Source organism: Mesobacillus foraminis (assembly GCF_004340465.1).
GTDB lineage: Bacteria > Bacillota > Bacilli > Bacillales > Cytobacillaceae > Mesobacillus_B > Mesobacillus_B foraminis.
Genome location: NZ_SLVV01000002.1, coordinates 49,421 through 75,414 on the forward strand (window position 1 = coordinate 49,421; position 25,994 = coordinate 75,414).

Annotated in this window: 23 protein-coding genes; 7 read left to right on the forward strand and 16 right to left on the reverse strand. The window is 42.3% G+C overall.

Annotation, left to right across the window (positions count from 1 at the left end; translation table 11 throughout):
* Positions 1-24: 24 nt before the first annotated feature.
* The 7 genes from EV146_RS02690 to copZ all read right to left on the reverse strand — a co-directional run bounded on the left by EV146_RS02690 (position 25) and on the right by copZ (position 5,287).
* The gene (locus tag EV146_RS02690; RefSeq protein WP_132001611.1) at positions 25-1,023 is read right to left on the reverse strand and encodes a glycosyltransferase; all 999 of its coding nucleotides are present in this window, start codon (positions 1,021-1,023) and stop codon (positions 25-27) included.
* Complete coding sequence (locus EV146_RS02695) at positions 1,020-1,994, reverse strand: phosphotransferase family protein (RefSeq protein WP_158286979.1); 975 nt, start codon at positions 1,992-1,994, stop codon at positions 1,020-1,022. The genes EV146_RS02690 and EV146_RS02695 overlap by 4 nt, the downstream gene beginning before the upstream one ends.
* Positions 1,995-2,226: 232 nt before the next feature.
* On the reverse strand, positions 2,227-2,409 hold the full coding sequence (locus EV146_RS02700) for a DUF6944 family repetitive protein (RefSeq protein WP_132001615.1): 183 nt from the start codon (positions 2,407-2,409) through the stop codon (positions 2,227-2,229).
* Between the two features lie 125 nt (positions 2,410-2,534).
* Positions 2,535-3,539, reverse strand: a complete 1,005-nt coding sequence (locus tag EV146_RS02705; RefSeq protein ID WP_132001617.1) for an LLM class flavin-dependent oxidoreductase — start codon at positions 3,537-3,539, stop codon at positions 2,535-2,537.
* A gap of 16 nt (positions 3,540-3,555) precedes the next feature.
* Positions 3,556-3,840: a DUF3219 family protein gene (locus EV146_RS02710; protein ID WP_132001619.1), complete on the reverse strand. Its 285-nt coding sequence runs from the start codon at positions 3,838-3,840 to the stop codon at positions 3,556-3,558.
* A 101-nt stretch (positions 3,841-3,941) separates the two neighbouring features.
* Positions 3,942-4,913: an oxygen-dependent tRNA uridine(34) hydroxylase TrhO gene (trhO, locus tag EV146_RS02715; protein WP_132001621.1), complete on the reverse strand. Its 972-nt coding sequence runs from the start codon at positions 4,911-4,913 to the stop codon at positions 3,942-3,944.
* A 167-nt stretch (positions 4,914-5,080) separates the two neighbouring features.
* Positions 5,081-5,287 carry a copper chaperone CopZ gene (copZ, locus tag EV146_RS02720; RefSeq protein ID WP_121613082.1) on the reverse strand — a complete coding sequence of 69 codons (207 nt, stop codon included), beginning with the start codon at positions 5,285-5,287 and terminating at the stop codon, positions 5,081-5,083.
* A gap of 296 nt (positions 5,288-5,583) precedes the next feature.
* Between copZ and EV146_RS02725 the strand changes: the two genes are divergently transcribed.
* Positions 5,584-7,320, forward strand: a complete 1,737-nt coding sequence (locus tag EV146_RS02725) for an ABC transporter ATP-binding protein (RefSeq protein WP_132001623.1) — start codon at positions 5,584-5,586, stop codon at positions 7,318-7,320.
* A gap of 298 nt (positions 7,321-7,618) precedes the next feature.
* On the opposite strand, the gene pepF is transcribed toward EV146_RS02725, so the two are convergent.
* Positions 7,619-9,406 (reverse strand): oligoendopeptidase F, encoded by a 1,788-nt coding sequence (gene pepF, locus EV146_RS02730; protein ID WP_132001625.1) that lies wholly within the window; start codon positions 9,404-9,406, stop codon positions 7,619-7,621.
* 158 nt (positions 9,407-9,564) lie between these two features.
* Here pepF and EV146_RS02735 point away from each other — a divergent pair, with 158 nt between their 5' ends.
* The 3 genes from EV146_RS02735 (at position 9,565) to EV146_RS02745 (ending at position 12,793) form a co-directional block, all read left to right on the forward strand.
* Positions 9,565-10,392, forward strand: a complete 828-nt coding sequence (locus EV146_RS02735; RefSeq protein ID WP_132001627.1) for a hypothetical protein — start codon at positions 9,565-9,567, stop codon at positions 10,390-10,392.
* 319 nt (positions 10,393-10,711) lie between these two features.
* Positions 10,712-12,148, forward strand: coding sequence for a carbon starvation CstA family protein (locus EV146_RS02740; protein ID WP_132001629.1), 1,437 nt, complete (start codon positions 10,712-10,714; stop codon positions 12,146-12,148).
* Positions 12,149-12,334: 186 nt separating this feature from the next.
* Positions 12,335-12,793, forward strand: coding sequence for a YndM family protein (locus tag EV146_RS02745; RefSeq protein WP_132001631.1), 459 nt, complete (start codon positions 12,335-12,337; stop codon positions 12,791-12,793).
* A 38-nt stretch (positions 12,794-12,831) separates the two neighbouring features.
* Here EV146_RS02745 and trpB read toward each other — a convergent pair whose 3' ends face one another.
* The 3 genes from trpB to EV146_RS02760 form a co-directional block, all read right to left on the reverse strand.
* A complete protein-coding gene (gene trpB / locus EV146_RS02750; RefSeq protein WP_132001633.1) occupies positions 12,832-14,001 on the reverse strand; it encodes a tryptophan synthase subunit beta in 1,170 nt (389 codons plus the stop codon).
* Positions 14,002-14,199: 198 nt separating this feature from the next.
* Positions 14,200-15,600, reverse strand: coding sequence for a tyrosine phenol-lyase (locus tag EV146_RS02755; RefSeq protein WP_132001635.1), 1,401 nt, complete (start codon positions 15,598-15,600; stop codon positions 14,200-14,202).
* Positions 15,601-15,617: 17 nt separating this feature from the next.
* Positions 15,618-17,477 carry a terpene cyclase/mutase family protein gene (locus tag EV146_RS02760; RefSeq protein WP_241993786.1) on the reverse strand — a complete coding sequence of 620 codons (1,860 nt, stop codon included), beginning with the start codon at positions 17,475-17,477 and terminating at the stop codon, positions 15,618-15,620.
* A gap of 114 nt (positions 17,478-17,591) precedes the next feature.
* Here EV146_RS02760 and EV146_RS02765 point away from each other — a divergent pair, with 114 nt between their 5' ends.
* Positions 17,592-18,725 (forward strand): DUF2515 family protein, encoded by a 1,134-nt coding sequence (locus EV146_RS02765; RefSeq protein WP_132002545.1) that lies wholly within the window; start codon positions 17,592-17,594, stop codon positions 18,723-18,725.
* Positions 18,726-18,793: 68 nt separating this feature from the next.
* Here the strand turns inward: EV146_RS02765 and EV146_RS02770 are convergent, their stop codons facing one another.
* The 4 genes from EV146_RS02770 to EV146_RS02785 form a co-directional block, all read right to left on the reverse strand.
* Positions 18,794-19,687 carry an MBL fold metallo-hydrolase gene (locus EV146_RS02770; protein ID WP_132001639.1) on the reverse strand — a complete coding sequence of 298 codons (894 nt, stop codon included), beginning with the start codon at positions 19,685-19,687 and terminating at the stop codon, positions 18,794-18,796.
* Positions 19,688-19,925: 238 nt separating this feature from the next.
* Positions 19,926-21,035: an o-succinylbenzoate synthase gene (gene menC / locus EV146_RS02775; RefSeq protein WP_132001641.1), complete on the reverse strand. Its 1,110-nt coding sequence runs from the start codon at positions 21,033-21,035 to the stop codon at positions 19,926-19,928.
* A 265-nt stretch (positions 21,036-21,300) separates the two neighbouring features.
* Entirely contained in the window at positions 21,301-22,680 is a 1,380-nt protein-coding gene (locus EV146_RS02780) for a YjiH family protein (RefSeq protein ID WP_132001643.1), read from the reverse strand.
* Positions 22,681-22,726: 46 nt separating this feature from the next.
* Positions 22,727-23,575, reverse strand: coding sequence for a MurR/RpiR family transcriptional regulator (locus EV146_RS02785; protein WP_132001645.1), 849 nt, complete (start codon positions 23,573-23,575; stop codon positions 22,727-22,729).
* 275 nt (positions 23,576-23,850) lie between these two features.
* Here EV146_RS02785 and EV146_RS02790 point away from each other — a divergent pair, with 275 nt between their 5' ends.
* Positions 23,851-25,020, forward strand: coding sequence for a glycosyl hydrolase family 18 protein (locus tag EV146_RS02790; RefSeq protein WP_132001647.1), 1,170 nt, complete (start codon positions 23,851-23,853; stop codon positions 25,018-25,020).
* A gap of 126 nt (positions 25,021-25,146) precedes the next feature.
* The gene (locus tag EV146_RS02795; protein WP_121613095.1) at positions 25,147-25,521 is read left to right on the forward strand and encodes a nucleotide excision repair endonuclease; all 375 of its coding nucleotides are present in this window, start codon (positions 25,147-25,149) and stop codon (positions 25,519-25,521) included.
* A gap of 130 nt (positions 25,522-25,651) precedes the next feature.
* On the opposite strand, the gene EV146_RS02800 is transcribed toward EV146_RS02795, so the two are convergent.
* Positions 25,652-25,963 (reverse strand): hypothetical protein, encoded by a 312-nt coding sequence (locus EV146_RS02800; RefSeq protein WP_132001649.1) that lies wholly within the window; start codon positions 25,961-25,963, stop codon positions 25,652-25,654.
* Positions 25,964-25,994: the final 31 nt, after the last annotated feature.

Here is a 25,994-nt window from a genome sequence, read left to right on the forward strand (position 1 = left end):
CTGAAAGAAGGTGGATTTTTTGCATTATTTTATCCATTCATTTAAGAATTTCCGGTATCCCTCCTTCATCACCTTGCTGGAGAATGCTTCAAACGCATACTCCCGATTCTCTTTTGATGTTTTCAACGGCAAAGCGGAAGCCATATTCACCAGCTCGAACCAGTTTTTTTCGTTGCCTGCAAAAGAGTGAGTGGAACTGATATGGTCATAACAAGGATGTTCGGGTTTCACCACCATTTTTCCCATCGCAAGTGCTTCTGTAAGAGGCATGGCAAAAGTATCGAACTTGGAACAGCTCCAATAGACTTTTGCCGAATTCATCAGCTCGAAAACTTCTTCCTGTGATAGAGCGAACCGAAGTTTCACATTTTCAGGGATTTGGTACTTTTTCATACTGTCCCGGTAACGCTCACCCCCGAAAACCATGAATACTTCTTTGTCAGGATTTTTTCTAGCATACTCAATGACAAGATCCGGCCGCCTGTTTTCTTCATCACGCCCAATCCACAGGATTCGATTATTTACCACCTGGTCAGGATTATAATATTTACTGGCCAGATTCTCGTTAAAACCAATTGGTATCACTGACACGTCATCCACACCAAAATTTCGGGCCATTTCCCTTTTCAAAAACTGGGTTTGTACGATTGCCTTATCAACAATTTGATAGAAAGGCTTCATCATTTCATACCCAGTTAAAGCCGGATCCGGAAAACTATGGGGAAATAGGACGCTTTTCTCCAGAAACATTTTTAAGTATGTAAAACCGGATACCGTATAGATGACATGCTCAATATTTTGGGAGTGAATTTGATCAAGCACGATATCATAGTTGACTAAGTCTCCCTTTTCATGTTCATATCCTGGAACCCAATCATAGCCGCTGACATGACGTTCAGGGGAAATAAATACAATTTCAATTCCCAAATCTTCTCCAATTAATTTTAGCCGTTCAGCGAAGATCCTTGGTCCTTGAGCTTCACTAAACTGGATTTTTCTCATGACTAATCCAACTTTTGTCATTGTATGACCACCTTGTTATTAAGATTGATTCTTTCGAGCTCCTTCGCACATTGCCGCAAACTTGATTTCGTCTCTTGCAGCTGCCGATTCAGCTGTTCATGGCTCCACCTTGCCTCTTCCCTTTTTAAATCCTCTTTAATCAGAAGCAGCATCCAAATCGAAAAAGCTGCTGCAAATAATAAATAACCTTGATAAAAGGTATCTCTGTGAGCAGATTCGGCGGAGCTGTTACTTTCCTCAAGATAAAATTCAATGGCTAGCTTCCTGAGTTCTATGTTTATGTTTTTAGGAAAGTCCGGATGAGAGATATCCAGTAAATGATACAGATCCCAATAAGGTGAATTAAAATGGGCATGCTCCCAGTCTAGGACAACAATTTTATTCCCGGCATAACCATAATTGCCCACATGTAAATCCCCATGTGAAATCACTTTTTTTTCATGAAAGGTATAGCACTCAATCTGATTTAACACAGTATTTATAACGGATTGCGGTAAATCAAGACCCCAATCGGTGCTCATAACTTCCTGTTTATTGCACGAAAGGGAAGCTGAAATTTCTTCTATGTAAGGTTTTGGCCCTTTAAAACCGGCATTCTGCAGTTTTGAATTTGACAGACTGTGCCACGCTGAAACCAATTTTACTAGTCCCATGATCAGTTTTTCTTCAAAAACATGCTTGATTGAACCTAGATCTTCTAGTATTATCCAATTCCTTTCAGGGACATCACTTGTTGAATGTGCCATTATTTTTGGATAAACAGCAGGAAATTCCTGTAAAACATGTTCATGAATCCATACTTCCTTCCCTGACTGAGAAAAGTGAGTCAGCGGCTTAAAAATATAGCTTCTTGTTGGAGTAAGGTAAAATCTTTCAACAAATCGGCCATTCATCCCTTGATAAATGGGTTCTGACTTTAAAATTTCCTGTTCATTTAAGGTGCCATCGGATAACACGACATTTTTAAACAATGGGCCGTTCCTCCATGATGTTTTATAGTACCATTTTACCATATTCTAATTTACAACCCGAATTGACTTTATAGCTTGGTCCGAAATAAATCTTGACCACTTATTTTCCTCCAGCAATTCCTTTTGGCCCGCCATGGCTGAAATGATTGCCCCGATGGCTTGGACCCAGCTGCCCAGCTTATCCAGGTACTGTCCGTCGGATTTTGCATCTCCTAAACTGAATCCTCCTGGTTCAAGCTTCTTCTGTATCGGCTAGTAAAGCATTCCCTGTACCCTGTAATACATTACCATACACTATTAGCTGATCTCTGAGATTCTCTTTCGGAATAATTGCCGGGGTTGTTCCAAAAGCCGCTACAACAGTGCCTATCGCTTGTATCGAGGAAGCGGCTATTATCTTAGTTTGATTATCCATAAAATAATCACGCCCATCCTATCGTCTTATTAGCATTATATTCACCAAACGATTGGGGTGTCCGAGGAAGGCAAATAAAAAGCACATCTGTCCAGATGCACTTTTTACAGTGATATTAATTCTTCTCATGAATTCAGCAGCTCATCAGCAATCAACTGGTAGGACCTAATCTTGTCTTCAGGAGAGTGAGTTATTGTCACCAGCATTATTTCGTCAGCCTTATACAGATCCTTGAGCTCAATAAGCTTCTCCTTGACTCTCCCTGGGTTTCCAATGATCATCTTTTGCTTCATTTTTTTTAGGGCTTCAGCATCAGCTTTTGTCACGGGATAGTTCTTTGCATCATAGATTGCAGGGACTCCTTGCTGCCCTTCTCCCTTTCCTCTCTGCAGCGCCCAGACAAGTGAACTAAGGGCAATCTCCTGGGCCCGGTCATCACTTTCCGCGCAGACTGCTGATACAGTCAGGATTACCTCGGGAGACGACTGGCCTGATTTTCTTGGTTTAAAACTGCCGAAATATTCACTAATAATATCCTGGCCTTCGCTATCGCTCATAAACTTTCCAAAAACGTATGGCAAACCATTTTCTCCGGCAAGCAAAGCACTTTTTTTGCTGGTGCCAAGCAGCCAGGGGACAGGCGGAATTTCCGGAACCGGAGATGCTTTCAGCTTGGCATGCTCCTGTTCTTTAGGAAAATTGCGTTCTAAAAAGTGAAGAAGATCCTTTACAGCGTTTGGCATATTCCATACCTTCTGGAGGAAATGGTCGGACAAAGCATTCGCTGCCTCAGCGGATCCTCCGGGGGCACGCCCAATCCCAATATCGATCCGGCCTGGAAATAATGTAGCCAGCGTATTATAAATCTCTGCCACCTTATATGGTTTGTAGTGCGGCAACAAAACAGCTCCAGGACCAAGGCGTATTTTCTTAGTATGTGCACCTATAATACCAAGCATCACTTCAGGAGCAGAGCAGGCCAATCCTTCAAGGTCATGGTGTTCTGCAATCCAGTATCTTGAATAACCAAGAGCATCTCCAGCCTGTGCCAGCTTCACTGATTCACTCAAAGCTTCCCTCGAGGTCTGACCCGCGGAAATCGGGGCTTGGTCCAGTATACTTAATCTCATTTCTCTTCCACCCTTTTTAATTCACGGCTTCAAGCAAGCTCAGTGAAAATACTCCTATGTTACCTTTTTCGTATAGATTGGTGATTGAGGTGGAGTATTGGTCAATTGAAGCTTTAAAAGATTCTTCCGTATTTGGAACTTTCACCAAAAAAGTCCCTTTATATAATAGTGTTGTTATATCATGATAATCATCACTTGTGACCTTGAACTTAACCGAAATCCTTCTCAATCCATTTATCTTCTCCTCAAGGTATTCATCAACGGGAATTAACGTATCATCCAGGATTATCGTGTTCTCCAAATCATTCTCCTCCATTTCTTCGGTATGGAAATAATATCATTTGAAATTTAGCGGAGCAAATTTGTTGATTAAACAAAAAAAGGGCAAAAGAAGAGACTCTTTTACCCTGTAACTACTTTATTTTTTTCTTCAATTTGTTTTAATCGTGCACTTACCTGATCTTCCGTTAAGCCATGTTCCTGGACGTAGCGGTTTCTTGAGTGTGTCCTGCACTCATGGCTGCAGCTGCGCATATAGAAGTGTTCAGTTTCCTCGGAAGCAAAAATCTTCTTGTTGCACTCAGGGTTTGCACAGTTGACATAACGTTCACATGGCTCCCCTGTAAAGTGATCCTTCCCGACAACTACGTGCTCTACTTTATTGATTGGCACGCTGATCCTATTATCAAACACATAGCACTGCCCATCCCAAAGCTGTCCTTTGGCGACTGGATCTTTGCCGTAAGAGACAATTCCGCCGTGAAGCTGTGATACATCTTCGAACCCTTCCTGCTTTAGCCAGCCGGAAAACTTTTCACAGCGTACTCCGCCAGTACAATAGGTGAGAATTTTTTTGCCCTCCAGCAAGTCCTTGTTCTCCCGGATCCATTGAGGCAATTCACGGAAGGAATTAATCTCAGGCTTGATGGCCCCCTTGAAATGCCCTAAATCATACTCATAGTCATTTCGAGCGTCCACAATAACCGTATCTTCTTCTTGCATTTGTTTGTAAAAATCTTCGGGGCTTAAATAATTTCCCGTTAATTCAAGCGGATTAACATCGTCTTCAAGCCTTAAGGTTACAAGTTCTTTTTTATAGCGGACATGCATTTTTTTGAATGCATGACCCTCTGCTTCATCAATTTTAAAGACCATATTGGCAAAGCGAGGATCTTGTTTCATTGTTTGTATATATTGCTCTGTTTGTTCCACTGTACCTGAAACAGTTCCATTGATTCCTTCCTCTGAAATCAATATCCGGCCTTTTAAACCCAAGTCCTTACAAAAGGCCAAATGCTCCGCAGTCAGTTCTTCTGGATTTTCGATATGGACATATTGATAATAAAGTAAAACTCTATATGCTGTCGTTTCCATTTCAGTAACCACCTAACTAATTCTAAATAAAACAGGACCAAGAACAAAAAAGAAGCCCCGGGTCCTGTGATTATTATCACCATTATAGTATTATAGTACCTTTTTTAATCCAAGGTAAAGAAATTTGTTCCTAGTAATTAAGGAAACCTTTGCTAATATGCTTAAAATCAGACAATATCATAGCCTTGATCGTCAATTGTTTCCTTAATTTTATCCAGAGTGACTGCTTCCTTGTTATACTCCACTTCAACCTGGCCAGCCTCCAGATTAACTTTCACACTGCTTACTCCTTCTAGGGCACCGACACTCCCCTCAACCGACTTGACACAATGCCCGCAAGACATACCACTTACATTTAATTTGACTTTTTCCATCTGTTATTGCCCCTCTCATTTATTATGTTTTTGCCTATATGCTTATTTTACCATACCCCTCTATAGTATGCAAATTTACCTTTTGATTTATTCAACTTTCGTTCGGCAGGCTAAAACGGCTGTTAACTATCCCGGTTTTACGTTCTGTTAGAGGCAATTAGAAGCATGACATGGATGCCCAACCCTTAATATGCTTTTTAGGATTGGTTTAATCATGTATTAGTTGATTCCGGACTCTCTGTCAAGATAAGATGTAAGTGATTCTTAAATAAAATCTAAATAAACAGGAGTCCTGAATGGTTAGACATGACAGAAAGGGAATGAAGCCGTTTATTTCTTTAATCTTATCTGCCAAAATCCCAAAGGCAGCTTTTTTCGCGGGACTTTCGGCGAGTGTCCTTACTACTGTGGCAGGTCTTATTGTTCCCTTACTCACAAAAAATCTGGTTGATGGCTTTTCCATGGATTCGTTAAGCGCCCCGCTCATTGCAGGAATAGGGGCTGTTTTTTTGATCCAGGCCATCATCAGCGGATTTTCTCTGTATTTGTTAAGCTTCGTCGGCCAGAAAATTGTAGCGGGGCTTCGCGAGCGGATGTGGAAGAAAATGATTAAGCTGCCGGTCAGTTATTTTGACAAACAATCCAGCGGTGAAAGCGTGAGCCGGATTATCAACGACACGAGTGTAGTCCGAGATCTTATTTCCAATCATTTTCCCCAATTCATCACCGGAATGGTCTCCATATTCGGAGCAATCCTCATTTTGCTGATAATGGATTGGCGAATGACGCTGCTCATGCTGATTTCGGTTCCCATCAGCTTAGTAATCATGCTGCCGCTCGGAAGAAGAATGGCTAAAATATCCCGGGGGCTTCAGAATGAAACAGCCACTTTTACAGGACAAATTCAACAGACGCTTAGCGAGATACGCTTAATGAAAGCCTCTACGGCAGAACAAAAGGAAGAAGCTAAAGGGCTAACTGGCATTGAGAATTTGCTGGGTTATGGCTTGAAGGAAGCGAGGATCTTTGCGTTGATAGGACCATCCATGTACCTGGTAGTTATGGTTGTCATTGTCATGATCATCGCTTACGGCGGCATACGGGTAGCAGAAGGGTCCATGTCGACAGGCTCTTTAATAGCTTTTTTGCTTTATCTTTTTCAAATCATTATGCCTATCACCTCCTTTGCGACTTTTTTCACACAGCTTCAGAAAGCGAAAGGAGCTACCGAGCGAATTATCGATATACTTGAACTGTACTCCGAGGATGGCCAGGATGGCTTGGACATGGATATTAGGAATCTGCCCATCTCCATTAAGAATGTCTCTTTTTCTTATCATTCAGGGGAACGGGTGCTGGACAACGTTTCAATCGAAGCTCAGCCAGGTCAGATGATTGCTTTGGCAGGTCCGAGCGGCGGTGGGAAAACCACCATTTTTGGATTGCTGGAACGCTTTTATCAGCCGGGTTCAGGAGAAATCCTTATTGGCCGCACCCCCATCAGCCAGATATCGCTGAACTCCTGGCGCGGTCAAATAGGGTACGTATCTCAAGAAAGTGCCATGATGGCGGGGACAATCCGGGAAAATTTATGCTACGGGCTAGAAAGCTCATCCCATATTTCTGACCAGCAATTATGGAAGGTAGCCGAGATGGCATATGCAGACCAATTTATTCATTCGTTCCCTAAGGGGCTGGATACAGAAGTTGGTGAGCGGGGAGTAAGGCTGTCAGGAGGACAAAGACAAAGAATTGCGATAGCGAGGGCCTTCCTGCGTGATCCAAAAATTTTGATGATGGATGAAGCAACCGCCAGCCTGGACAGCCAGTCAGAAAGCGTGGTACAGCAGGCATTGTCCCGTTTAATGGAAGGCCGAACCACCTTTGTCATCGCCCATCGGCTGGCCACCATCGTGAATGCAGATAAAATTATTTTTATTGAGCAAGGCTCAGTAACAGGTACGGGGACCCACGATGAGCTGGCCAAGTCACACCCTTTATACAGGGAATTCGCACAACAACAGCTAGCGTGAACGGGGTCAGGCACGCTTTATTTTACTAAAGTACATTAGCTGCTGTTTCCCCTTTGCCGTGGATATAATAGCCAAAGAGACCCGCACTGGATGCTAGTGCGGGTCTCTTTGGCCAGGAGCAGAGCTGACAGCGGCCATCCTTCCCATTTGTATGAAGATATATCTCCGTTCACAATTTAGGGGAAACACTTCTTTCTCATGCCCCTTCAGTGATATTTATGAACATACATTTTATTAATATCTTAAGAGGTGTATTAAGTAAGTGAATATCCAATATTTTACTGACCTCTCCAAAGAATTACAAAACAGCAAACTCTTCAACCAATTCTCCAAATCTTTTTAGCGCATTTTCAATTGGCTCTGATGACGTTAAATCTACACCGGTTTTTTTTAATAATTCAAGAGGATAGTCGGAACTTCCGCTTTTCAAAAATTCCAGGTAGGATTCCAGGGTCTCCTTATCTCCTTCGAAAATTTTAGTTGCAAGATGAATGGCCGAAGCAAAACCGGTCGCATATTTGTATACGTAAAAAGGCCGGTAAAAGTGAGGGATTCTTGACCACCCATGTTTAACTTCATCATCGAACACAAGTTCATCCCCATTATACTCCCTGAAGAGTGTTTCATAGAGTTGATTAAAGACTTCCACGTTAAGCGGCAGCCCCTTTTCTGCCATTTCGTGTGTATTCTTTTCAAATTCCGCAAACATCACCTGAGTGAAAAAAGTTCCCTTAAATTGATCAATGAAATGGTTGAGAAGATGCTTGCGAATTTCTTCGTCCTTTTCATGCTTCAATAAATAATTAATTAAAAGCACCTCGTTCACCGTGGAAGCCACTTCGGCAACAAAAATGCTGTATCTTGCCGTAATCTGTGGCTGATGCTGTGAACTGAGTTTGCTATGGACCCCATGGCCGCACTCATGTACGAGTGTAAACAAACTGTCGAGGTCATCCTGGTGATTCAGCAAAATAAATGGATGCACTCCATATACACCTAAATTATAGGCACCTGAACGCTTTCCTGGAGTTTCCCGTACATCAATATACCGGGCTTCCCTAAATTCCCTTAGCGTCGAAATGTATTCCTCTCCCAGAGGAGAAAGAGCTTTGCACATAATTTCATAAGCTTCGTCGTAGGGAATTACTTGCCTGACTCCGCTTACCAAAGGAACACTCATATCATACTGGCGAAGTTCCTCGAGCCCAAGCTTCTCCTTGCGCAGCTTGCTGTAACGATGCATTGGAGCAATATTGTTTTTAGTAGTCTCAATCAGATTCTTATAAACCTCTTTAGGTACCCTGTCGCCAAATAAAGCTTTCTCAAGAGCAGAAGGATACCGGCGGATTTTCGCTATTGTCACATTGTTTTTAACGGCAGCCGAAAGAGTGGAAGCAATTGAATTCTTCAAATGGAGATAAGGCTGATAATATGCTTTATAGGCCTCCCTTCGCCTTTCACGGTCCTCATCCTCAATTAGCCTGGAGTACATCCCCCTGGTCAGTTCGATTTTTTCACCAGTTTCAGTGGTTACCTCTCCAAACTTAATATCAGCATTATTCAGCATCCCGAACGTATTGCTCGGTGCGGACAATGCCTCTCCCAGCTGCGAGAGAATCTCCTCCTGTTCTTTCATCAAAACATGGGGTTTATATCGGAAGGATTCCATTAAATCCTCTTCAAAATAGGACAGGCCGTCTTCTTCCTTGATATAGCCCTTCAATGTTTCTTCATTAAGACTCAAGAGATAGGGCATAAAAAAGGAAGTCGCTGAGCTTATCCTGACACCAAGCTGCTTTGCTTTGTCCAGAAAGGATTGAGCACTGGTGCTCCTTGTATCTTCATCAACAGACAGCATCGCGTAGGCGTATAATTTGCTGAATAAGTAAGATACTTCCTCCCTGGTTTCTAAGTATCCGAACAGGCTCGGACCATCTGTAATCTCTCCATCGTATTCTTTTAGGGATTCTGTTAATTTTTCAATTATACCGTACTCTTTTTCCCAATGATCAATGTCTGGGTATAGATCACCCAAATTCCATTTTTCCTCAATTGGCACTTCATTTCTGCTCTTATACGTATTCACAAAGACACCCCCGCTATTAAATTGTTCTGGCTATCTTAATATTACAGAATATATTCCATTTATCCTTCCTTAAAACCTTAAAACATCATGAGCGAAAGCGGAAAGAATTTTTCTCCAGGGAATAATGTTGTACAATACTCTTGAAAGGATGTGGAGATATGGCTGTTACACTGCCACATATTGAAGACTTGAACAGGACAACCTACCTTCCTCCGAAGGGTGATTATGAAGTTTTTGCGGACGAGATAGATTATGCAGAAAAGGTTAGAGTATGGGGTTTATCTTCCGCCAAAGATGTAAAAAAGAATTTTTGGTACAAGGAAAAGGATCATCAGCGTCTTGTCTCGATTAAAGGATATCAAGTGTATGGAGAAAGCGCAGATTTTTATACTCTTGTGATTGAGTTTCAGGATGGAAACCTAAGCTGCATTCACCCTGCTTATTTAAAGGAGATGCAGGCTTCCAGTTTCGGCAAGGCTCTTTCAGCCGACACTGGGGAAAAAAAGCCTGCTCCGCCAAAGCCTCAAGCAAAACAAGGTCCCACTGCCGCAAAACTTGAAGCAAAACTAGTCTCGAATCCCGCGGGACCCAAGCCCGAGACAGCTGCAGCTGAGGCTCCAGTAAAGAAAGAAAAGAAAGATAAGCCTCAAAAACTGGACCTTCCGGAAGAAAAGGTGCATTTTACCGCAAAGGTGAAGCAATTCGGTTTGACCTGGAATCATTTTAATGAAGAAAATGATGAAGTTGTCGTCCTGGAGAATGTCGTCATTCAGCAAGAATCTCCGATAGAGGTCGGTCTCTGCTGGTGTGCACATTCCAAAACCCTTAAGAAACATGAGCTCGTTCCTGGTACAGTTCTTGAATTCGACGGGAAGATCGTCAAAAAGAAATTGCCAAAAGGAAAAGATATTGAAGAGGAAGAAATGGTTGTTGAGGAGCCTGTTCCGTATAAAATCAACAATCCTTCTAAAATTACGAAAAGCTAAAAGAGCGGTCTTTTAGCTTTTTATTTTATCAGGTTAATACTCCACGGAAGAATCCATCGAAAAGCACTCTGTTTATCCCCTCTGCAATATTGTATTGCGCAAATACTGCTGTCACCTCACTGGGAGTCCGGTACTTAATGTTCCTTTGCTAACACCATTCCATAAAATTTAGGACTTGTTTCCTGCGATAGGAAAGAAAGCGTTTAACTTTTTTGAAATAACATTTTTTTCAGAAAATAACTTGATTTTAGAATGAAATCTAGTAAAATAAACCCCAAGTCAAAAGTTTCTGAATAATAACACAACAGGGGATGGTCAAATGGCAACATTTTTGGGATCGGTCTTTTTGCTGATCGCAGGCTACATAATTTACTCAAAGGCAGTGGAAAAAATATTTGGCATTAATGATCAAAATCCTACACCTGCCTATCAACATTCAGATGGGCTTGATTTTGTACCGATAAGCTGGTGGAAAGGAAGCCTCATTCAATTATTGAATATTGCCGGGCTGGGGCCTATCTTTGGGGCTGTCAGTGGTGCATTATATGGACCCGTTGCTTTTATATGGATAGTCATTGGCTGTATCTTTGCCGGTGCCGTGCATGATTACTTCTCAGGGATGATGTCTTTAAGACATAATGGCGAACAGTTCCCAGCCCTCGTAGGGCGGTATATAGGGCCGGCAATGAAGAAATTCATCAATCTTTTCTCAATTGTTTTGATGATCCTGGTGGCTGCTGCCTTTACTGCGGGACCCGCCCAGTTAATTTCAAGCATTACTCCTTTAAGTTTTATGGCTGCACTGGTATTAGTATTCGCCTACTTTATTCTTGCTGCTGTTTTGCCAGTGAACAAAATTATTGGCAAGATTTATCCGCTCCTTGGCGCAATTTTAATTTTCATGGCTGCAGCAATCGGGATTGCTCTTTTGTTCAGCAATAAACAAATCCCTAATTTGACACTGAAAAATCTTCATCCCGCAGAACTGCCTGTCTGGCCATTATTGATGGTGACTATATCCTGCGGTGCCATTTCGGGATTCCATTCGACGCAAAGTCCGATCGTAGCAAGAACTTTAAAGAAGGAATCTGAAGGAAGAAAGGTTTTTTTTGGAGCCATGATCGGAGAAGGTATCATAGCATTGATCTGGGCTGCTGCAGGAATGACGTTTTTTGGCGGGACGAACGGTCTTCAAGAGGCGCTTGCAGCTGGGGGCCCGGCTGGTGCAGTAAATGAAATATCACAAAGCCTTTTGGGAACGCTCGGAGGTATATTAGCAATCCTGGGAGTCATCATTCTACCAATTACTACTGGTGATACTGCTTTGCGGTCATCACGGATGATGCTTACTGAAGTCCTTGCTTCTGTAATGGACACCAACGGTAAATGGAAGGTTCTTCTCATTACGATAGCTGTTGGGGTTCCTACTTTTTACCTTTCAACCATTGATTATTCATTCCTGTGGAGGTATGTGGGCTGGACCAACCAGGTGGTAGCTACTGTCATGCTTTGGACAGGAACCATGTACTTATTGAAACAAGGGAAATTCCACTGGATTTGCGGCCTTCCTGCCCTCTTTATGACTGCAGTTGTCTCATCATATATTTTTTATGCGCCGGAAGGCTTCCAGCTTTCGTACCAAACATCCATGGTGATTGGTTCAGTCATAAGTACAGTTGTAATCAGCTGGTATATTGTGCAGATTTATAAACACAGAAACTTGCAGAACAACAGTGGGGATACAAAAGCTGCTTAGTACAGACAAATAAGCAACTGCCATAATGAGCCGAGAACAATTCAATATTAGTTCTCGGCTTCGTTTTGTTTAGGCAGTCTATCTGGCCTTTCCCCGCATGGGAAGCAGGTCTTCTAATTCATTCCTCCTTAAAACGAATAATATTCCAATAAACATGCACAATATTTAAAAAAGGAGGTTTCTGCAATGAGACACTTAACAGCGATGGCAATCAAATTTGTATCCAGCCTGGTTCTTTTGTATGTAATTCTCGGACTATTTTTTGGTATGTCATTTACAAATGTATTCTTGATTACATTAGCCCTAGGTATCATTTCATATATTCTGGGGGATATGATGATTTTGCCAAGAACCAGCAATACCGTGGCGACACTTGCCGACTTCGGATTAGCATTTTTACTGATCTGGATCATGAGCCAAAACTTAACCGATGGTGATAACACTTTCTGGCCTTCATTGATTGCAGCTCTGGGGGTAACCCTTTTCGAATATTTCTTCCACAAGTATATAAATAAAAATGTTGTAAATGCAGCCAGCGATGGCCAGCAACTCGGAAATCTACAATACCAGACAGAGGCATCCGAAGAACTGGCTGTGGTAAAACCGGATGTCAGAAGCAAAAATGAAGACAAAAATAATCAGTAAAATAGCAAAATGTAGCCACCAAAGGCTGCATTTTTATATTACCTTTTATTTATCATTTGAAATACCTGCTCTACATCCTTATCCCCGCGGCCTGATAGATTTACGATGATGACGTCTTCTCCAGAAAGAGTTTTAGCAAGCTTAATAGCATGGGAAACAGCATGAGCACTTTCCAATGCAGGGATAATTCCCTCTGTTTTAGAAAGCACCTGGAATGCATTCAATGCATCCTTACCGCTTGCGGTCACATACTCAGCCCTGCCGGTGACTTTCAGATGGCTATGCTCCGGCCCAACTCCCGGGTAATCGAGCCCGGCTGCTATGGAATAGGTAGGTTTCGGCTGTCCTTCCTCGTCAAGCAGGGTAAGACATTTAAAACCATGAATGACGGCTGGGATTCCTTCAGACAGTGTAGGTGCTTCTTCTGGCTCTACACCAATCAGCCTTACATCAGGTTCATCGATATAGTGGGCGAAGGCACCAATCGCATTGCTTCCGCCGCCCGCACACGCAATCACAGCCGTAGGGAGCTTTCCTTCTTTCTCCAGTACCTGCCGCTTTGATTCTTCGCTGATAACAGATTGGAAGTGCTTTACCATTGTAGGGTAAGGATGCGGACCAACGGCAGACCCCAAGAGGTAGAAGGTGTTCTCATAGTTTTCAATCAGGTCTCCTAAAGCTGCGTCTACAGCATCCTTTAAGCGGCCCTGCCCTTCCTCTACTGCAACGACCTTTGCACCTAAAAGCTCCATGCGGAAAACATTCAATGCCTGGCGTTCCGTATCCACTTTCCCCATGTATATGACACATTCCATGCCGAACATAGCACAGACTGTGGCTGTAGCGACTCCATGCTGGCCAGCACCAGTTTCGGCAATTACACGCCTTGCCCCCATCCGTTTGGCTAGTAAAATCTGCCCAAGGACATTATTGATTTTATGAGAACCTGTATGGTTTAAATCTTCCCTTTTTAAATAAATCTTGGCTCCGCCAATCTCCTTTGTCAGGTTTTCAGCATAGGTTAAAGGATTTTCGCGTCCAACATATTCTTTCAGATAAAAGTTAAATTCTTCTTTAAATTCCGGATCATCTTTATAGCGCAAAAATTGCTGTTCCAAAACGTCCATAACAATTTGGAGATCCTCAGGAACAAAGCTGCCCCCAAATTCTCCGAAATACCCTGTTGTCTCTGTGGTTACGCTTGCCATTCTCAGCTTTACTCCCCTCAACTCAAAAATTTAAAATTAAATATAAAAATAGTATACTAGAATTTAATTGATTATTCAAACAACTATTATTTAATTATCAGAGTTTTCCGTACAGTGTTTAAGGGCTCTATAAAACAAGAAGTGGCGATTCTTTCACTGCAATCCTTCAAAACCAGAAGTAATGTGCCCTGCGCGAGCTCAGGTTTCCTCATTTATTAATTTGGACTTAACCGGAGAAAATCTGGCATTAAAGAATCTTAGGGCAGGCGGTTCATAAACCATTTTTAACCCATTAATGGCGTGCCTTTTTTGAAAGAGCGAAAGAACGGAATCTGCCGCCACATCCATATGGTTGTTCGTATAAACCCTTCGGGGGATCGTCAGACGGACAAGCTCGAGTTTAGGTTTGTTGTGCTGTCCTGTTTTCTGGTCCCTGCCCGCCGATACAATTCCTCTCTCCATTGCCCGTACGCCCGAATCCAGGTAAAGCGCAGCAGCAAGTGCCTGGGCCGGGAATTCTTCCAGTTGAAGATGGGGGAGGAATTCCTTTGCATCCAAATAAACTGCGTGGCCTCCAATTGGCCTAACAATTGGAACGCCCTGGTCAATTAATTGCTGTCCCAAATATCTTACCTGGCCAATTCGGTGTGCTATATAATGGTCATCTACCGATTCATAAATACCTTGTGCCATAGCTTCCATATCCCTGCCTGCCATTCCCCCATAACTGGGCATGCCCTCATATACAACAACCAATTCCCGGGAGCGTGCATAAAGCTCATCATCGTTCATTGCAAGGAAACCGCCGATATTTACAAGGCAGTCTTTTTTTCCGCTCATCGTGCAGCCATCCGAATAGGAAAACATTTCTTTTAAAATATTACTTACACTTTTATTTTCATATCCCTTTTCACGTTCCTTAATAAAATAGGCATTTTCAACACATCGAGTCGCATCAAACATCACGTCTATACCTAATGATTTGCAAAAATGGTAGACTTCCCTGAGATTTTTCATGCTGACCGGCTGTCCGCCCGCCATATTGACTGTCACTGCAACACATATATATGGAATCTTTTCGGCGCCTACTTCATAAATAAGATTTTCTAGTTTTTTCAAGTCAATGTTTCCTTTGAAGGGGTGTTCTAGAGTCGGGTCGTGTGCTTCATCAATTATAATGTCAACAAATGAAGCCCCGTTCAGTTCCTGATGTGCCCTTGTTGTTGTAAAATACATGTTGCCCGGCACATAATCACCATGTTTTATTTTCAGCTGTGACAGTATGTTTTCCGCTCCGCGCCCCTGGTGGGTTGGAAGAACGTGCTTATAGCCATATACATCCCTCACCGCTTTTTCAAGCCGTTTCCAGCTCTTGCTTCCTGCGTATGCTTCGTCCCCCATCATGAGTGCTCCCCACTGCCGGTCGCTCATGGCACTTGTTCCGCTGTCGGTAAGAAGGTCGATGTATACATCACTTGAATCAATTAAAAACGTATTATACCCTGCTTTTTTCAGGGCCTCCTCCCTTTCCTGGCGTGACAGCATGGCTAATGCTTCCACAGTCTTAATTTTAAATGGCTCGGCACTTCTTCTCTCCATAGAGCTCCCTCCAGTATTTAATCATGGATATATTTTTTCTGGTAATGGGAAAGGGCCAGCAGCGGAAAAATATAGCGATAACTGTGGTAATGAATATAAAAATTGCCTGCCATCCCCTGGCCTTTGGGGTAGTCCGTTGTCCAATCATCCCGGTCGAGATTTTCCAGCATGAATAAGATCCCGCCATCGATTTCTTTTGTCGGCTGATCAAAAGAGGCTATTAATGCATCAACGGCCCAAGCGGTATGTGTCAAGGTACTTGTTTGCAACGGAACATAAGATCCTTTGATATCACTTCTGCAGGATTCCCCCCAGCCCCCATCCCCATTTTGTATCGCCTTTAGCCAGTTGCTGGCTTTTGATATTGATGGATTTTCAGAAGGAACGCCAGCTTCCCTAAGCCCGGTTACTGCACACCAGGTTCCGTAAATGTAACAAATCCCCCAACGTCCATACCAGGACCCGTTGCTTTCTTGATTCTTAAAGAGCCAGTTGACCCCGCTCCTTATGGCTTCTGAATTTTTGGGCAGATTGGTATAAGCACCAAGGAATTCCAATGTCCTTCCCGTCAGGTCTGCCGAGGATGGATCAGCCAAAATGAATTCAGCCTTGTCGATAGGCAGAAGCTTCAGCAGTTTGCTGTCTGTATTCCTTTCAAAAGCCGGCCAGCCTCCATCATCATTCTGCATGGATAAGACCCAAAGGACTCCCCTGTCCCATGACTGGCGAAAGCTGGAGTCACTTTGCACCATTCTGGCAATGGACCTCAGGGAAGCAGTGGTATCATCAACGTCTGGATGAACAGTATTCATGTCAGCGAAGCCCCAGCCTCCCGGAAAACCGGACGGATTGTGGATGACCCAATCTCCGTACTTATAATGCTGGCGGCTGAGCAAATATTCATTCCCTTTCTTCACGGCAAAATCAAGCGGAGAAACCCCTGCTTCCTGCAGGGCATAGCTGATCAACGATGTATTCCAGACGGCTGCAGTGGTGTACTGCATATGTGGCAATCCATCAATCGTGCATTCCATGTCCATTAATCCCTTTACTGCCTTCATGATAACAGGATGATTTTTCGGGTATCCAAGGGCAAGCAGGGCAAAGATCATCATGAAAGTTGCACTAAAATAGCCAAATAATGTCCCGTCCGGCTCGATACGATCGAGCATGTACTGCTTTGCTTTTTCTGTAGCCATCCGGTGAAGCTGGCCCGGGATGCCAATTAAATGGCTAATTCCTTCACTGATGGCCGAAGCAAGCCCGCGCCATTCATCCTGTTCATTCCTGCTAAAAAATTCAGGATTTCTATAGGCCGACAAGTCGGTTAAATTGGGACTTTTAGTAGACTTTACTTGGAATTTTCGATCTGCCAGGATCATAATCGGTGCCATATTTGCCCGGCCGAACTCGGAAAAGCTGTAAAAATTAACTGGAAACGATGGGGGAAGGAGCAGGATTTCGAGTGGCAAGGGAAAAAATGACGGCCAATTTTGCTGGCCAGTTACAGAGAGCAGAACTTTTGTAAACAAATGGGATTCTTCCATTCCGCCCTTTGCTAAAATGAATTGCCTGGCTGCCCGGAGCCTGCTGTCACTTTTAGGAAGATATCCGGAATAAAGGAGTGCATAATAGGCTTCAACAGTTGCCGTTATATTGCCGTTATTCTCGTCATGGAACAGCTTCCATGATCCATTTTTCTCTTGCTTGCTTATGATGCGCTTCGCGAGTCCTTGAATTAATTTCTCCTCATTTATTTCCAATGTTCTTAATAAAATGATCATATAGCAATCGGTGGCAACTCCTGTTTCAAAAGCATAATCCCATGATCCTCTTTGGGATTGGTCCATTTTTAATGCTGCTATAATCTGATTCATTCCTTCTTGTATTCTCTCCTTCACTATCATCAACCTTTCCCATGCTTTCCTCCTCACCATACATATTCGCAACAAAACCAGTACATTCATTAGGGGGGATAGTTCTTGATAAAGATGTTCAAAAAGAAACAATCGCCACTTCCAAAATCTCTCTTGCCAATCAAAAAAGAATTAAAAGCAATTGGAAAAACTTCTGATCCAGATTCACAACTATCAATAGAAGACAGTCGAATTCTTCAGGAGGTAAAGGAAAAGACTTTAGAACTGAACCAAAATAATGTGACAAGGACCAAAGCTTATCTTGATTTTTATAATGCCTGCCCTGAAATCCACTGGGCTTTACTGGCACATATGGTGTCAAGGAACGGCGGCTGGAACATGACCGATTTAAAGGGGGAGCTGTTAACGAGGCTTATGAGTCAAAAAGAGCAAAAAAGTTTTTTCTTGTTTTTGGAACGGGCCAACTGGCTGATTTTTCAGGATGCCTACCCACAGCTCCTCATTTACCAGGCAGGCCTTCAAAGAAAGAAAAACCTTAGCAGGCTGCTTCCACATTTAAACATTTCATCATTTATGAAGGTCCTTTGGAATCATTTTTGGCAGACCCGCGACTCCGCACTCCTTACTCATGCGCTTATTGTAAATGAACAGAATTATGTGGAAACAAGAGTCGTGAATCATCCTGAGTTTCAAAAAAATGTCCTAGGCAGCCTGGAGTTCAAACTGCAGGATTATCTGTCGATGAACCATATCCTGTTTCCCTATTTAAAAAACAATGCCACTAAGCTTAGTGGGCAGACTGTTCACCAATTTGAAAGCTTGCTGGAGCGGATTGGCATTGGCAAGCGTTTATATACTTTGTTATTTTCTGATGAAGACAGATTACATGGGACAATTCGATGGGCCAACAAATACCCTCATACAGGGTCAAGAAAAGATTACTGGCCCCATCTCTTTAATTTCATCCACGAAGGAAAACCGGGCGTTTTGCTGCTGCCAAGACTTGTTTCCTGCCATCTGCTCCCCGGTTTCTCTAAATTTTACAGTCCCAAGCTTGAGTTTGCCTGGAAAGAACAAGAACATAAAGAAGCAGAATCAGGTGACTGGTATAAAAACTGGAAAATAATTTACCACCTGGCAAGTTCGGCAGAAGAAACAACAGGTGACATAAAAAAAGACTACTGCCAGACACTCCAAAAGCTGGAGCTCGCAGCAATAGCCAAAAAAACCCTCAATTCTTTAAAGTAGAAAAAAATAAAACCATAAGTGTACCCTGCCACACTAAAGCGGGTCAGGCACCCTTTAGTGTGGTAAAGCTACCGGGCATTTAGGTAGACAGGTCCGGCTTCTTCCACAGTCAGGCCAAGGCGCTGCAGGTGTTTTCGAATGCCGCTTCGTTCCCATGTGTTCAGGATTGGCTGCTCCAATGCTTTCTTTGGATAAAAGATACCCATTGTAGAAAGTTCTTCGAAGGTTATTCCCCGAGATGCATATTTCGCAATTTTTTCATCCCGCTTTTCAATAATGGCAAGGAATTTCCCCATGGCTTCCTTGAATTCAGCCTTGCTGAAGATTCCTTTTTGATGGCCGGTAATGTATGTTTTCGCATCAAGGTCGAGGAGACGCTTTGCCGACTTTATAAATGCATCAATATCCCCGTCGGTTCCGTTGTACCATGGTCCAAAGGATGTCATATCATAATCGCTGACATATACAAGTCCTAATTCCGGAAAATAAGGGCAGGATAGACCATTCGTATGGCCAGGTGTATGTAAAAAAACAGCCTTCACGCCCCCAAACGAATACTCCTCTTCATATTCATAAGTTCCGGAAATCTCCCCCAGGTTCTTCACCCATTCCTGCGGAAGATTTTTTTTCCAAAGCTCCACCCCCTCAGGCCCCCATTCCTGGTAGACACCATTCATTCGTGCCACTCCCTCTACTGACAGCGAGCTCTCAAACTCAATGGGATTGATCCATTTTATCGTATCCGGAAAAAGGTGGTTATGTCTTGTATGATCGGGATGATAATGCGTATTGATAATTAATCCAATTCCGTGTTCCCGTTTAATATCCATTAAGGCTGCCGGGTCCCCTCCAGAATCAATCAAAACCTTCTCATCGGAATCAATGAACAAACTTCGGGAGTATGGAACCTTACTGCTGTTGTTGGGGCCTTCCACTATCATGATCGGTCCAAACTGCTGCAATTTTTTTCACCTCTTTATAATCTAGTTTGAAGGGTAATGAATGAGTATTCATTCATTATACCATAATAAAACACCCTGATAAAATCTCCAGCAAGGAAAAGGATCAAAGACGAGGCATTCGATTTAATTACGAAAAGCGTTCGACTGCAAAAAGTTTATTTAAGGAAAGGCTGATGGTGCTGGTAACACCATACAGCCTAAAATAAACCTATACCTTTACATTGGTCATTCTTCCTATTCAATTTTTGAAGGTTTTGGATTTGATTGTCAATTCTTGAATTCTCGACAAGTCAGGTTCATAACCGATCCCCGGGCCTTCAGGGACTGAGATATAACCATCTTTCATTTCCACCTGCGGCTGGATAATGTCCTGTTTCCAGTAGTGGGCAGACGGAGCCGTATCCCCTGGCAGTGTAAAATTGGACAGGGAAGTAATGGCAATATTATGTGCCCTTCCAATTCCCGCCTCGAGCATTCCTCCACACCAGAGCGGGATCTGATGCTTTTCACAAAGATCATGAATTTTTTTTGATTCTGTCAGCCCTCCCACTCGCCCTATCTTTAAATTAATTATCTTACAGCTTCCAAGTTCGATAGCTTTACGGGCATCTTCAACTGAATGAATACTTTCATCAAGACATATAGGGGTCTTAAGAGCTGCCTGAAGCTTGGCATGATCAATTATGTCATCATGGGCAAACGGCTGTTCAATCATCATTAATTTAAAATCATCCAGCGCCTTCAAATGATCAATATCCTCAGGGCCATAGGCACAATTTGCATCTGCCATCAGCTGGATATCTGGAAATTCCCGGCGGATAGCTTTCAAAATGTTAAGGTCCCACCCCGGTTTTATTTTCACTTTTATTCGCTTATACCCTTCCTGCAGATACCCCTCAATCTGTTTCAGCATCTCCCGAGCGGAATCCTGGATTCCCACACTGACGCCAACTTCAATTTTATCTTTCACTCCCCCGATGGCCTTTGCGAGGGATATATTCTTTGTTTTGGCATAGAGGTCCCAAATCGCACCTTCCAAAGCTGCTTTGGCGTTATAATTGCCACGTACTCCTTTGAAACGATCCGTAACCTCATCCGGATGGAGGATGGGTTCCGCCAACAATTTCGGTATTAAAAAATCAGTCATTATATGCCAGTTTGTCTGAACAGTCTCCTCATTATAAATCGGCTCCAAGATTGAAACCGATTCCCCCCAGCCACTCACCCCAGATGAAGCCGATGCCTCTACTAGGATAATATCCTTATCGTACTCAGTACCGACACTTGTCGTAAAAGGGTATAAAAGGTCCATTTTAATTTGTCTAAGGGTGATGCTGTTAATTTCCATGAATATTCTCCCTCCCGAGGGTTTCTCTCAAGTATATAAAAACACCGTATTTCAACTTTTGGATCCCTTATTGCTGTGTGCACTGTCATCCCCTGTTCAGGTGATGCTTAAATACCTATTTGTTTCAGACTTTGTCTATCACGATTAATACTTATATAAAATGAAGGCACCAAGCTTCCATTTGAAAATCAAATAAAAGCTTGGCACCTCCCACTCTTGCGCACTATTGTTTAAAACACATAAAACGTATGCCCGTTCCTTTTATTTAAAAAATCAAATGGGCAATGAACACAACGATTGGCAGAGTAATCAACGTTCTAAGCAAGAAAATTAGGATTAAATCTTTAAAACTTACCGGAAGCTTAGACCCAAGCAGCAAGCCGCCCATTTCGGATAAATAGACCAGCTGGGTGACAGAAACACAGGCAATGACGAACCTTGTAAGTTCACTTTCAATGCCGCTACCGATTACAGCCGGCAATAGCATATCAGCAAAGCCAATGACCATTGTTGGGGCAGCTTCAGCAGCTTCAGGAATTTGCAAGAGAGACAGGATTGGCTCAAACGGCTTTCCTATGATGGTGAAAAATGGCGTGAACTCTGCAATCACCAATGCTATGGTCCCAATCGCCATAACAACTGGAAGAACCCCCAGCCACATGTCCAAAACGTTTTGAAATCCTTCTGTAAAAATTTTAGAAACACGGTCATTCTTTCTAGCCTTTTTGACAGCTTCATTCAGACCCCATTGAACATTAGAGATATGGGCAGGAATCTGTTCCTCAACCTTCAAATCTGTACCTTCATACCCGGTGTCCGCTTTTCTGGATAATGGCGGTATCCGCGGCATCACAATTGCTGCCACAAGACCGGCAAGGATAATAGTTAAATAATATGGAGCAAAATACTTCTCCAGGTTTAAATATTGAAGAATGACAATCGAAAATGTGATAGAAACAACCGAAAATGTTGTTGCAATGACAGCTGCTTCCCTTTTTGTATAGTAGCCTTCCTCATATTGCTTAGCTGTCAAAAGGACGCCAATTGTTCCATCCCCCACCCATGATGCCAGGCAATCCAGAGCCGACCGGCCGGGCAATTTAAAGACTGGTCTCATTACCTTCATAACCAATGCGCCAAAAAACTCAAGAAGGCCAAAGTTTAAAAGCAGCGGCAAAAGAATGCCGGCTAATAAAAATGTTGTAAAAAGAATGGGAATTAGATCGTAAAGTAGAAGGCCCCCTGTATTTTCCGAATAAATCATTTCTGGCCCAAACTTGAATACAGTGATGACAGCAAAAATCGTTCCAAGAATCCGTGCTCCCAGCCAGAACTTGCTTACGTTGAACAATGCGTTCATAGATTTATTCTCGATAATTCCTTTAGGTTTAAATACCAGGGCAACAATAGAAACAAGGACCGAAAGCGCCATGGCAGCTACTGTGATAGCCGGAATATACGTTCCTGCAAAGGAATTAATCTTATTAGAGAAAAATGCGACAGGAATGGTGATCCCATCTTTTGTCTGGATTGGAATGACAAATAAAAGGATTCCAATTAATGAAGGAATCAGAAATTTCATTAAATCTTTTAGAGGAAAGGATTTCCCCTCAAGCTTCCCCTCTGTTTTTGTTAAACTGTTCATCTATGTGCACCTCTATTTCATAATTTGTTAAGTTATAAGCTTCTGTTTACTCTAAAAATAACTCCTGGTTTGCATAAAGCTGCTCCAATTGCTGCTGTCGGAGATTGATCCTCTCCTCGTCCCTGCTTTGTATCCCCGCAATCAGGACCTCAAGCAAGGAGATGACCGACGCGATGGAATTATGGCTGAAATCCGTCTGTTCCTCTGTTGTTAAAGCTATGTCTGCTGCTTGTCCTGCAGGAGATAACTGTCGATTTGTAATAGCTAATATTTTTGCATGTTGATTTTTTGCCAAGTTTACAAGTTTAAGAACTTCCCTCCGGTAACGCGGATAGGAGAATACAACGACAACGGATTTCCCTGTCAATTCACATATTTCTTCTGGCAGATAGCCATTTGGACTTGAAAGGAATACATCCTTCCTCATTTGCCGCAAACTGTAATACAGCCAATATCCTGCCGCATAGGTGCTTCCTATGCTTCCAATATATACTCTGTCTGCTTCAATAATGGACTCAACAGCCTTCCATAAATCATCAGGGTTTAACTGTGGAAGCAATTGATCTAAAAGGACACGTTCCCGATCAATAATCCTCTCGAAAATTGGTACATCCCTATCTTTTCCTGCAACTGTCCCTTCATTCTCCGCCTGCTGTTTGAAGAGCCAGTCTTTCCTGATCTTTTCCTGCAAATCCGAAAAACCGCCGAATCCTAATGCATAAGCCAGACGAATAACCGTAGTTTCACTGACACCAACCTTTTGTCCAATCTGATAGGCAGTCTGCAATGCCCCTTCATCCATATGCCTTTTTATAAATTCTGCGACTTTTTTTTGCCCAGGTGATAAGGAAGGAAAGCGTTCTTTAATGATATGGAACAGAGTTTTTTCTTCCATATTTACTCCCCTTTCCAAAATGACGAAGGAAATACTTCCTTCTTTTAATATAATGGATGAAATACTTCTTTAGCAAGTAAAAAATGAATAAATAATCATCTTTTCTTTTATTTATTCATTTTTTAAAAACAGAATCCCGAAAAAACTTCTTTCTTTCACCTTTTTCCTCATTTTCATACACCAATGATTCTTTGGAAGGTTTATATTACCATCCCTAACCCTTTCATTTTTTGTTACAATGCTAGAGTTAAAGCTTAGGAGGAATAATGAGGCCTATGGCAAAACGCAAACTTATATATATATCCATTATTTTAATGACATTTATCGCGGGCTTCACAGCAGGGACCTTGAGTGCGAAACTTGAAAAGATGAATTCCAGCAAACCCATAAACGCGGAATTAACCCCGCAATCCGACAAGAACCTCGTGAAAAAGCCGAAGCCTGGAGTTCAGGCTGAAAATTCTAAGGTACTGATCGGCTATGTACAGGACTTTCGGGATCCTGCAAAAATTAACTATAGCAAACTTACTCATGTTGTTTTTTCCTTTGCTCATCCGACCACAGCGGGAGATCTTTTACTAAATGGGGATGCTGCCTATAAAAATTTAAGAGCAGTTACAGCAAATGCCCATAAGCATGGCACCAAGGTTATGCTTGCAGTTGGCGGCTGGTCTCATATACAAGGAGGGGAATCCTATGATTATTTTAGGACGGCTATAGCCAACCCTGCTTCACGTAAACATTTAGTCACCGAAATTGCTGATATAACAGCCCGTGAAAATCTGGACGGGATTGATATCGATTTTGAACATCCTCGCTCAGAGGAAGACGCAAAGTATCTTTCTGCATTTATGAACGATTTAAGCTCAGCCCTTCATCCAGAAAATAAAGAACTGTCGATTGCAGTTAACTCCAAGGTTCACAGTGTTACAGGCACGGAATTAACCTCCGTTGTCTTTGAACCAGAAATGTTCCAGGTAGTTGACCATGTGAATATCATGGCCTATGATGGCCAGTGGGATGATGGATACAATGCAGCAAACCTGTCTCCCTATTCGTTTACTGAGAATATCGTCCAATATTGGACAACTCTTTTTGACGAGTACAGGCTTTCAAAAGAAAAACTTGTATTAGGTGTTCCATTGTATGCCCAGCCTGAGGATCCCTCCATCAAACAGGTTTCATATGCCGCGATCATTGACCATAGTCCTGCCAATGCGCAGCATGACAAAACAGAACTGAATGACACAACCTATTATTATAATGGGAAAGGGACAATTAAAAGGAAAACCAAACTGGCACTGGAGCATGGATTTGGGGGTATGATGCTCTGGGAGGCTGGGCATGATGCGCCAGGGGAAAATAGCTTAGCCTCCACCATGAGGGAGGTCCTGGATCAACCCAAAGCGAATAAATTTTATACTGAGAATACTAAAAGTAAATAAAACAAAAAACCGGGCTCATTGAAACCCGGTTTTTTACGCATTCTAAGATATAAGGTCATGGACATGATGGCAATTCTATTCAGGTTATGGTAGTATTTATCCTTAGATTATGAAGGAAGTGATACGATGATAAAAATTGAAATCCCAAAACCAGATGTTACAATCGTTCAACGAAATCAAATTAGACAGGAAAATGAACCAGAAATCCCTAGTATCCATGGCTTTATTGATTTCCACCTCATCCCCAGGGATAAAGGCGGCATCTTTATGTTTTATAATAAGCAGGACGAATTACTGTTTGTCGGAAAAGCCAGGAAGCTGAGACAAAGAGTAAAGAAGCATTTTGAAGATCAAGTTTCACCAATAAAATTGCATCGAGATGAAGTATATAAGATAGAAATTGCCCTTGTTGAAGAACCGATGGAGAGAGAAATATATGAGACCTATATCATCAATAAACTCCAGGCCAAGTACAATATAGACAAGGTATTCTATAAATAATATTAATAAAAAGGCAGATCCGGTGGATTCTGCCTTTCATATTTTCACAATGCCTTTGATTCCGGAAAATCTTCCAAAATCGAAGCACTTTTTTGATTGAAGTCACATAATGGCGTCGACGCTTATCCAATTACTCCCTTGACTTTTCTTCCACTTTTACTAAGCCATCTACCCGTCCATCCTTTTCAAAATAAACGATAATCGGATCATTTACTTTTAAATTTTGTCCCGACTCTACCTTTTCCTTTTTAAAGTATATTTTTTGGCCGTCCTCAGACTTTCCATAATAGCCATCTTCATCTATTCTCGTAATGACATATTCTCGTGTTGAATATTCTTTTTCCTGGTCGTTAAACACTTCTTTAGAATTTGGTGAAGAAAAGTTGATATAGATCAGAACACCTAATAGAACAGTTAATATGGATAGAACAACCAATCTCATTGCCAAAATCCTCCGCATGGTTTAAATTCTT

Excerpts from the sequence above, each read along its gene's own strand:
- EV146_RS02740 (WP_132001629.1), top strand. The coding sequence starts at position 10,712 with ATGGCAACATTTTTGGGATCGGTCTTTTTGCTGATCGCAGGCTACATA.
- EV146_RS02765 (WP_132002545.1), top strand. The coding sequence starts at position 17,592 with ATGTTCAAAAAGAAACAATCGCCACTTCCAAAATCTCTCTTGCCAATC.
- EV146_RS02800 (WP_132001649.1), bottom strand. The coding sequence starts at position 25,963 with ATGAGATTGGTTGTTCTATCCATATTAACTGTTCTATTAGGTGTTCTG.
- EV146_RS02700 (WP_132001615.1), bottom strand. The coding sequence starts at position 2,409 with ATGGATAATCAAACTAAGATAATAGCCGCTTCCTCGATACAAGCGATA.
- EV146_RS02785 (WP_132001645.1), bottom strand. The coding sequence starts at position 23,575 with ATGGAAGAAAAAACTCTGTTCCATATCATTAAAGAACGCTTTCCTTCC.
- EV146_RS02790 (WP_132001647.1), top strand. The coding sequence starts at position 23,851 with ATGGCAAAACGCAAACTTATATATATATCCATTATTTTAATGACATTT.
- EV146_RS02760 (WP_241993786.1), bottom strand. The coding sequence starts at position 17,477 with ATGAATCAGATTATAGCAGCATTAAAAATGGACCAATCCCAAAGAGGA.
- EV146_RS02735 (WP_132001627.1), top strand. The coding sequence starts at position 9,565 with ATGGCTGTTACACTGCCACATATTGAAGACTTGAACAGGACAACCTAC.
- EV146_RS02690 (WP_132001611.1), bottom strand. The coding sequence starts at position 1,023 with ATGACAAAAGTTGGATTAGTCATGAGAAAAATCCAGTTTAGTGAAGCT.
- EV146_RS02755 (WP_132001635.1), bottom strand. The coding sequence starts at position 15,600 with ATGGAGAGAAGAAGTGCCGAGCCATTTAAAATTAAGACTGTGGAAGCA.
- trhO (WP_132001621.1), bottom strand. The coding sequence starts at position 4,913 with ATGGAAACGACAGCATATAGAGTTTTACTTTATTATCAATATGTCCAT.
- menC (WP_132001641.1), bottom strand. The coding sequence starts at position 21,035 with ATGGAAATTAACAGCATCACCCTTAGACAAATTAAAATGGACCTTTTA.
- EV146_RS02780 (WP_132001643.1), bottom strand. The coding sequence starts at position 22,680 with ATGAACAGTTTAACAAAAACAGAGGGGAAGCTTGAGGGGAAATCCTTT.
- trpB (WP_132001633.1), bottom strand. The coding sequence starts at position 14,001 with ATGGCAAGCGTAACCACAGAGACAACAGGGTATTTCGGAGAATTTGGG.
- EV146_RS02795 (WP_121613095.1), top strand. The coding sequence starts at position 25,147 with ATGATAAAAATTGAAATCCCAAAACCAGATGTTACAATCGTTCAACGA.
- EV146_RS02745 (WP_132001631.1), top strand. The coding sequence starts at position 12,335 with ATGAGACACTTAACAGCGATGGCAATCAAATTTGTATCCAGCCTGGTT.
- copZ (WP_121613082.1), bottom strand. The coding sequence starts at position 5,287 with ATGGAAAAAGTCAAATTAAATGTAAGTGGTATGTCTTGCGGGCATTGT.
- EV146_RS02705 (WP_132001617.1), bottom strand. The coding sequence starts at position 3,539 with ATGAGATTAAGTATACTGGACCAAGCCCCGATTTCCGCGGGTCAGACC.
- EV146_RS02725 (WP_132001623.1), top strand. The coding sequence starts at position 5,584 with ATGGTTAGACATGACAGAAAGGGAATGAAGCCGTTTATTTCTTTAATC.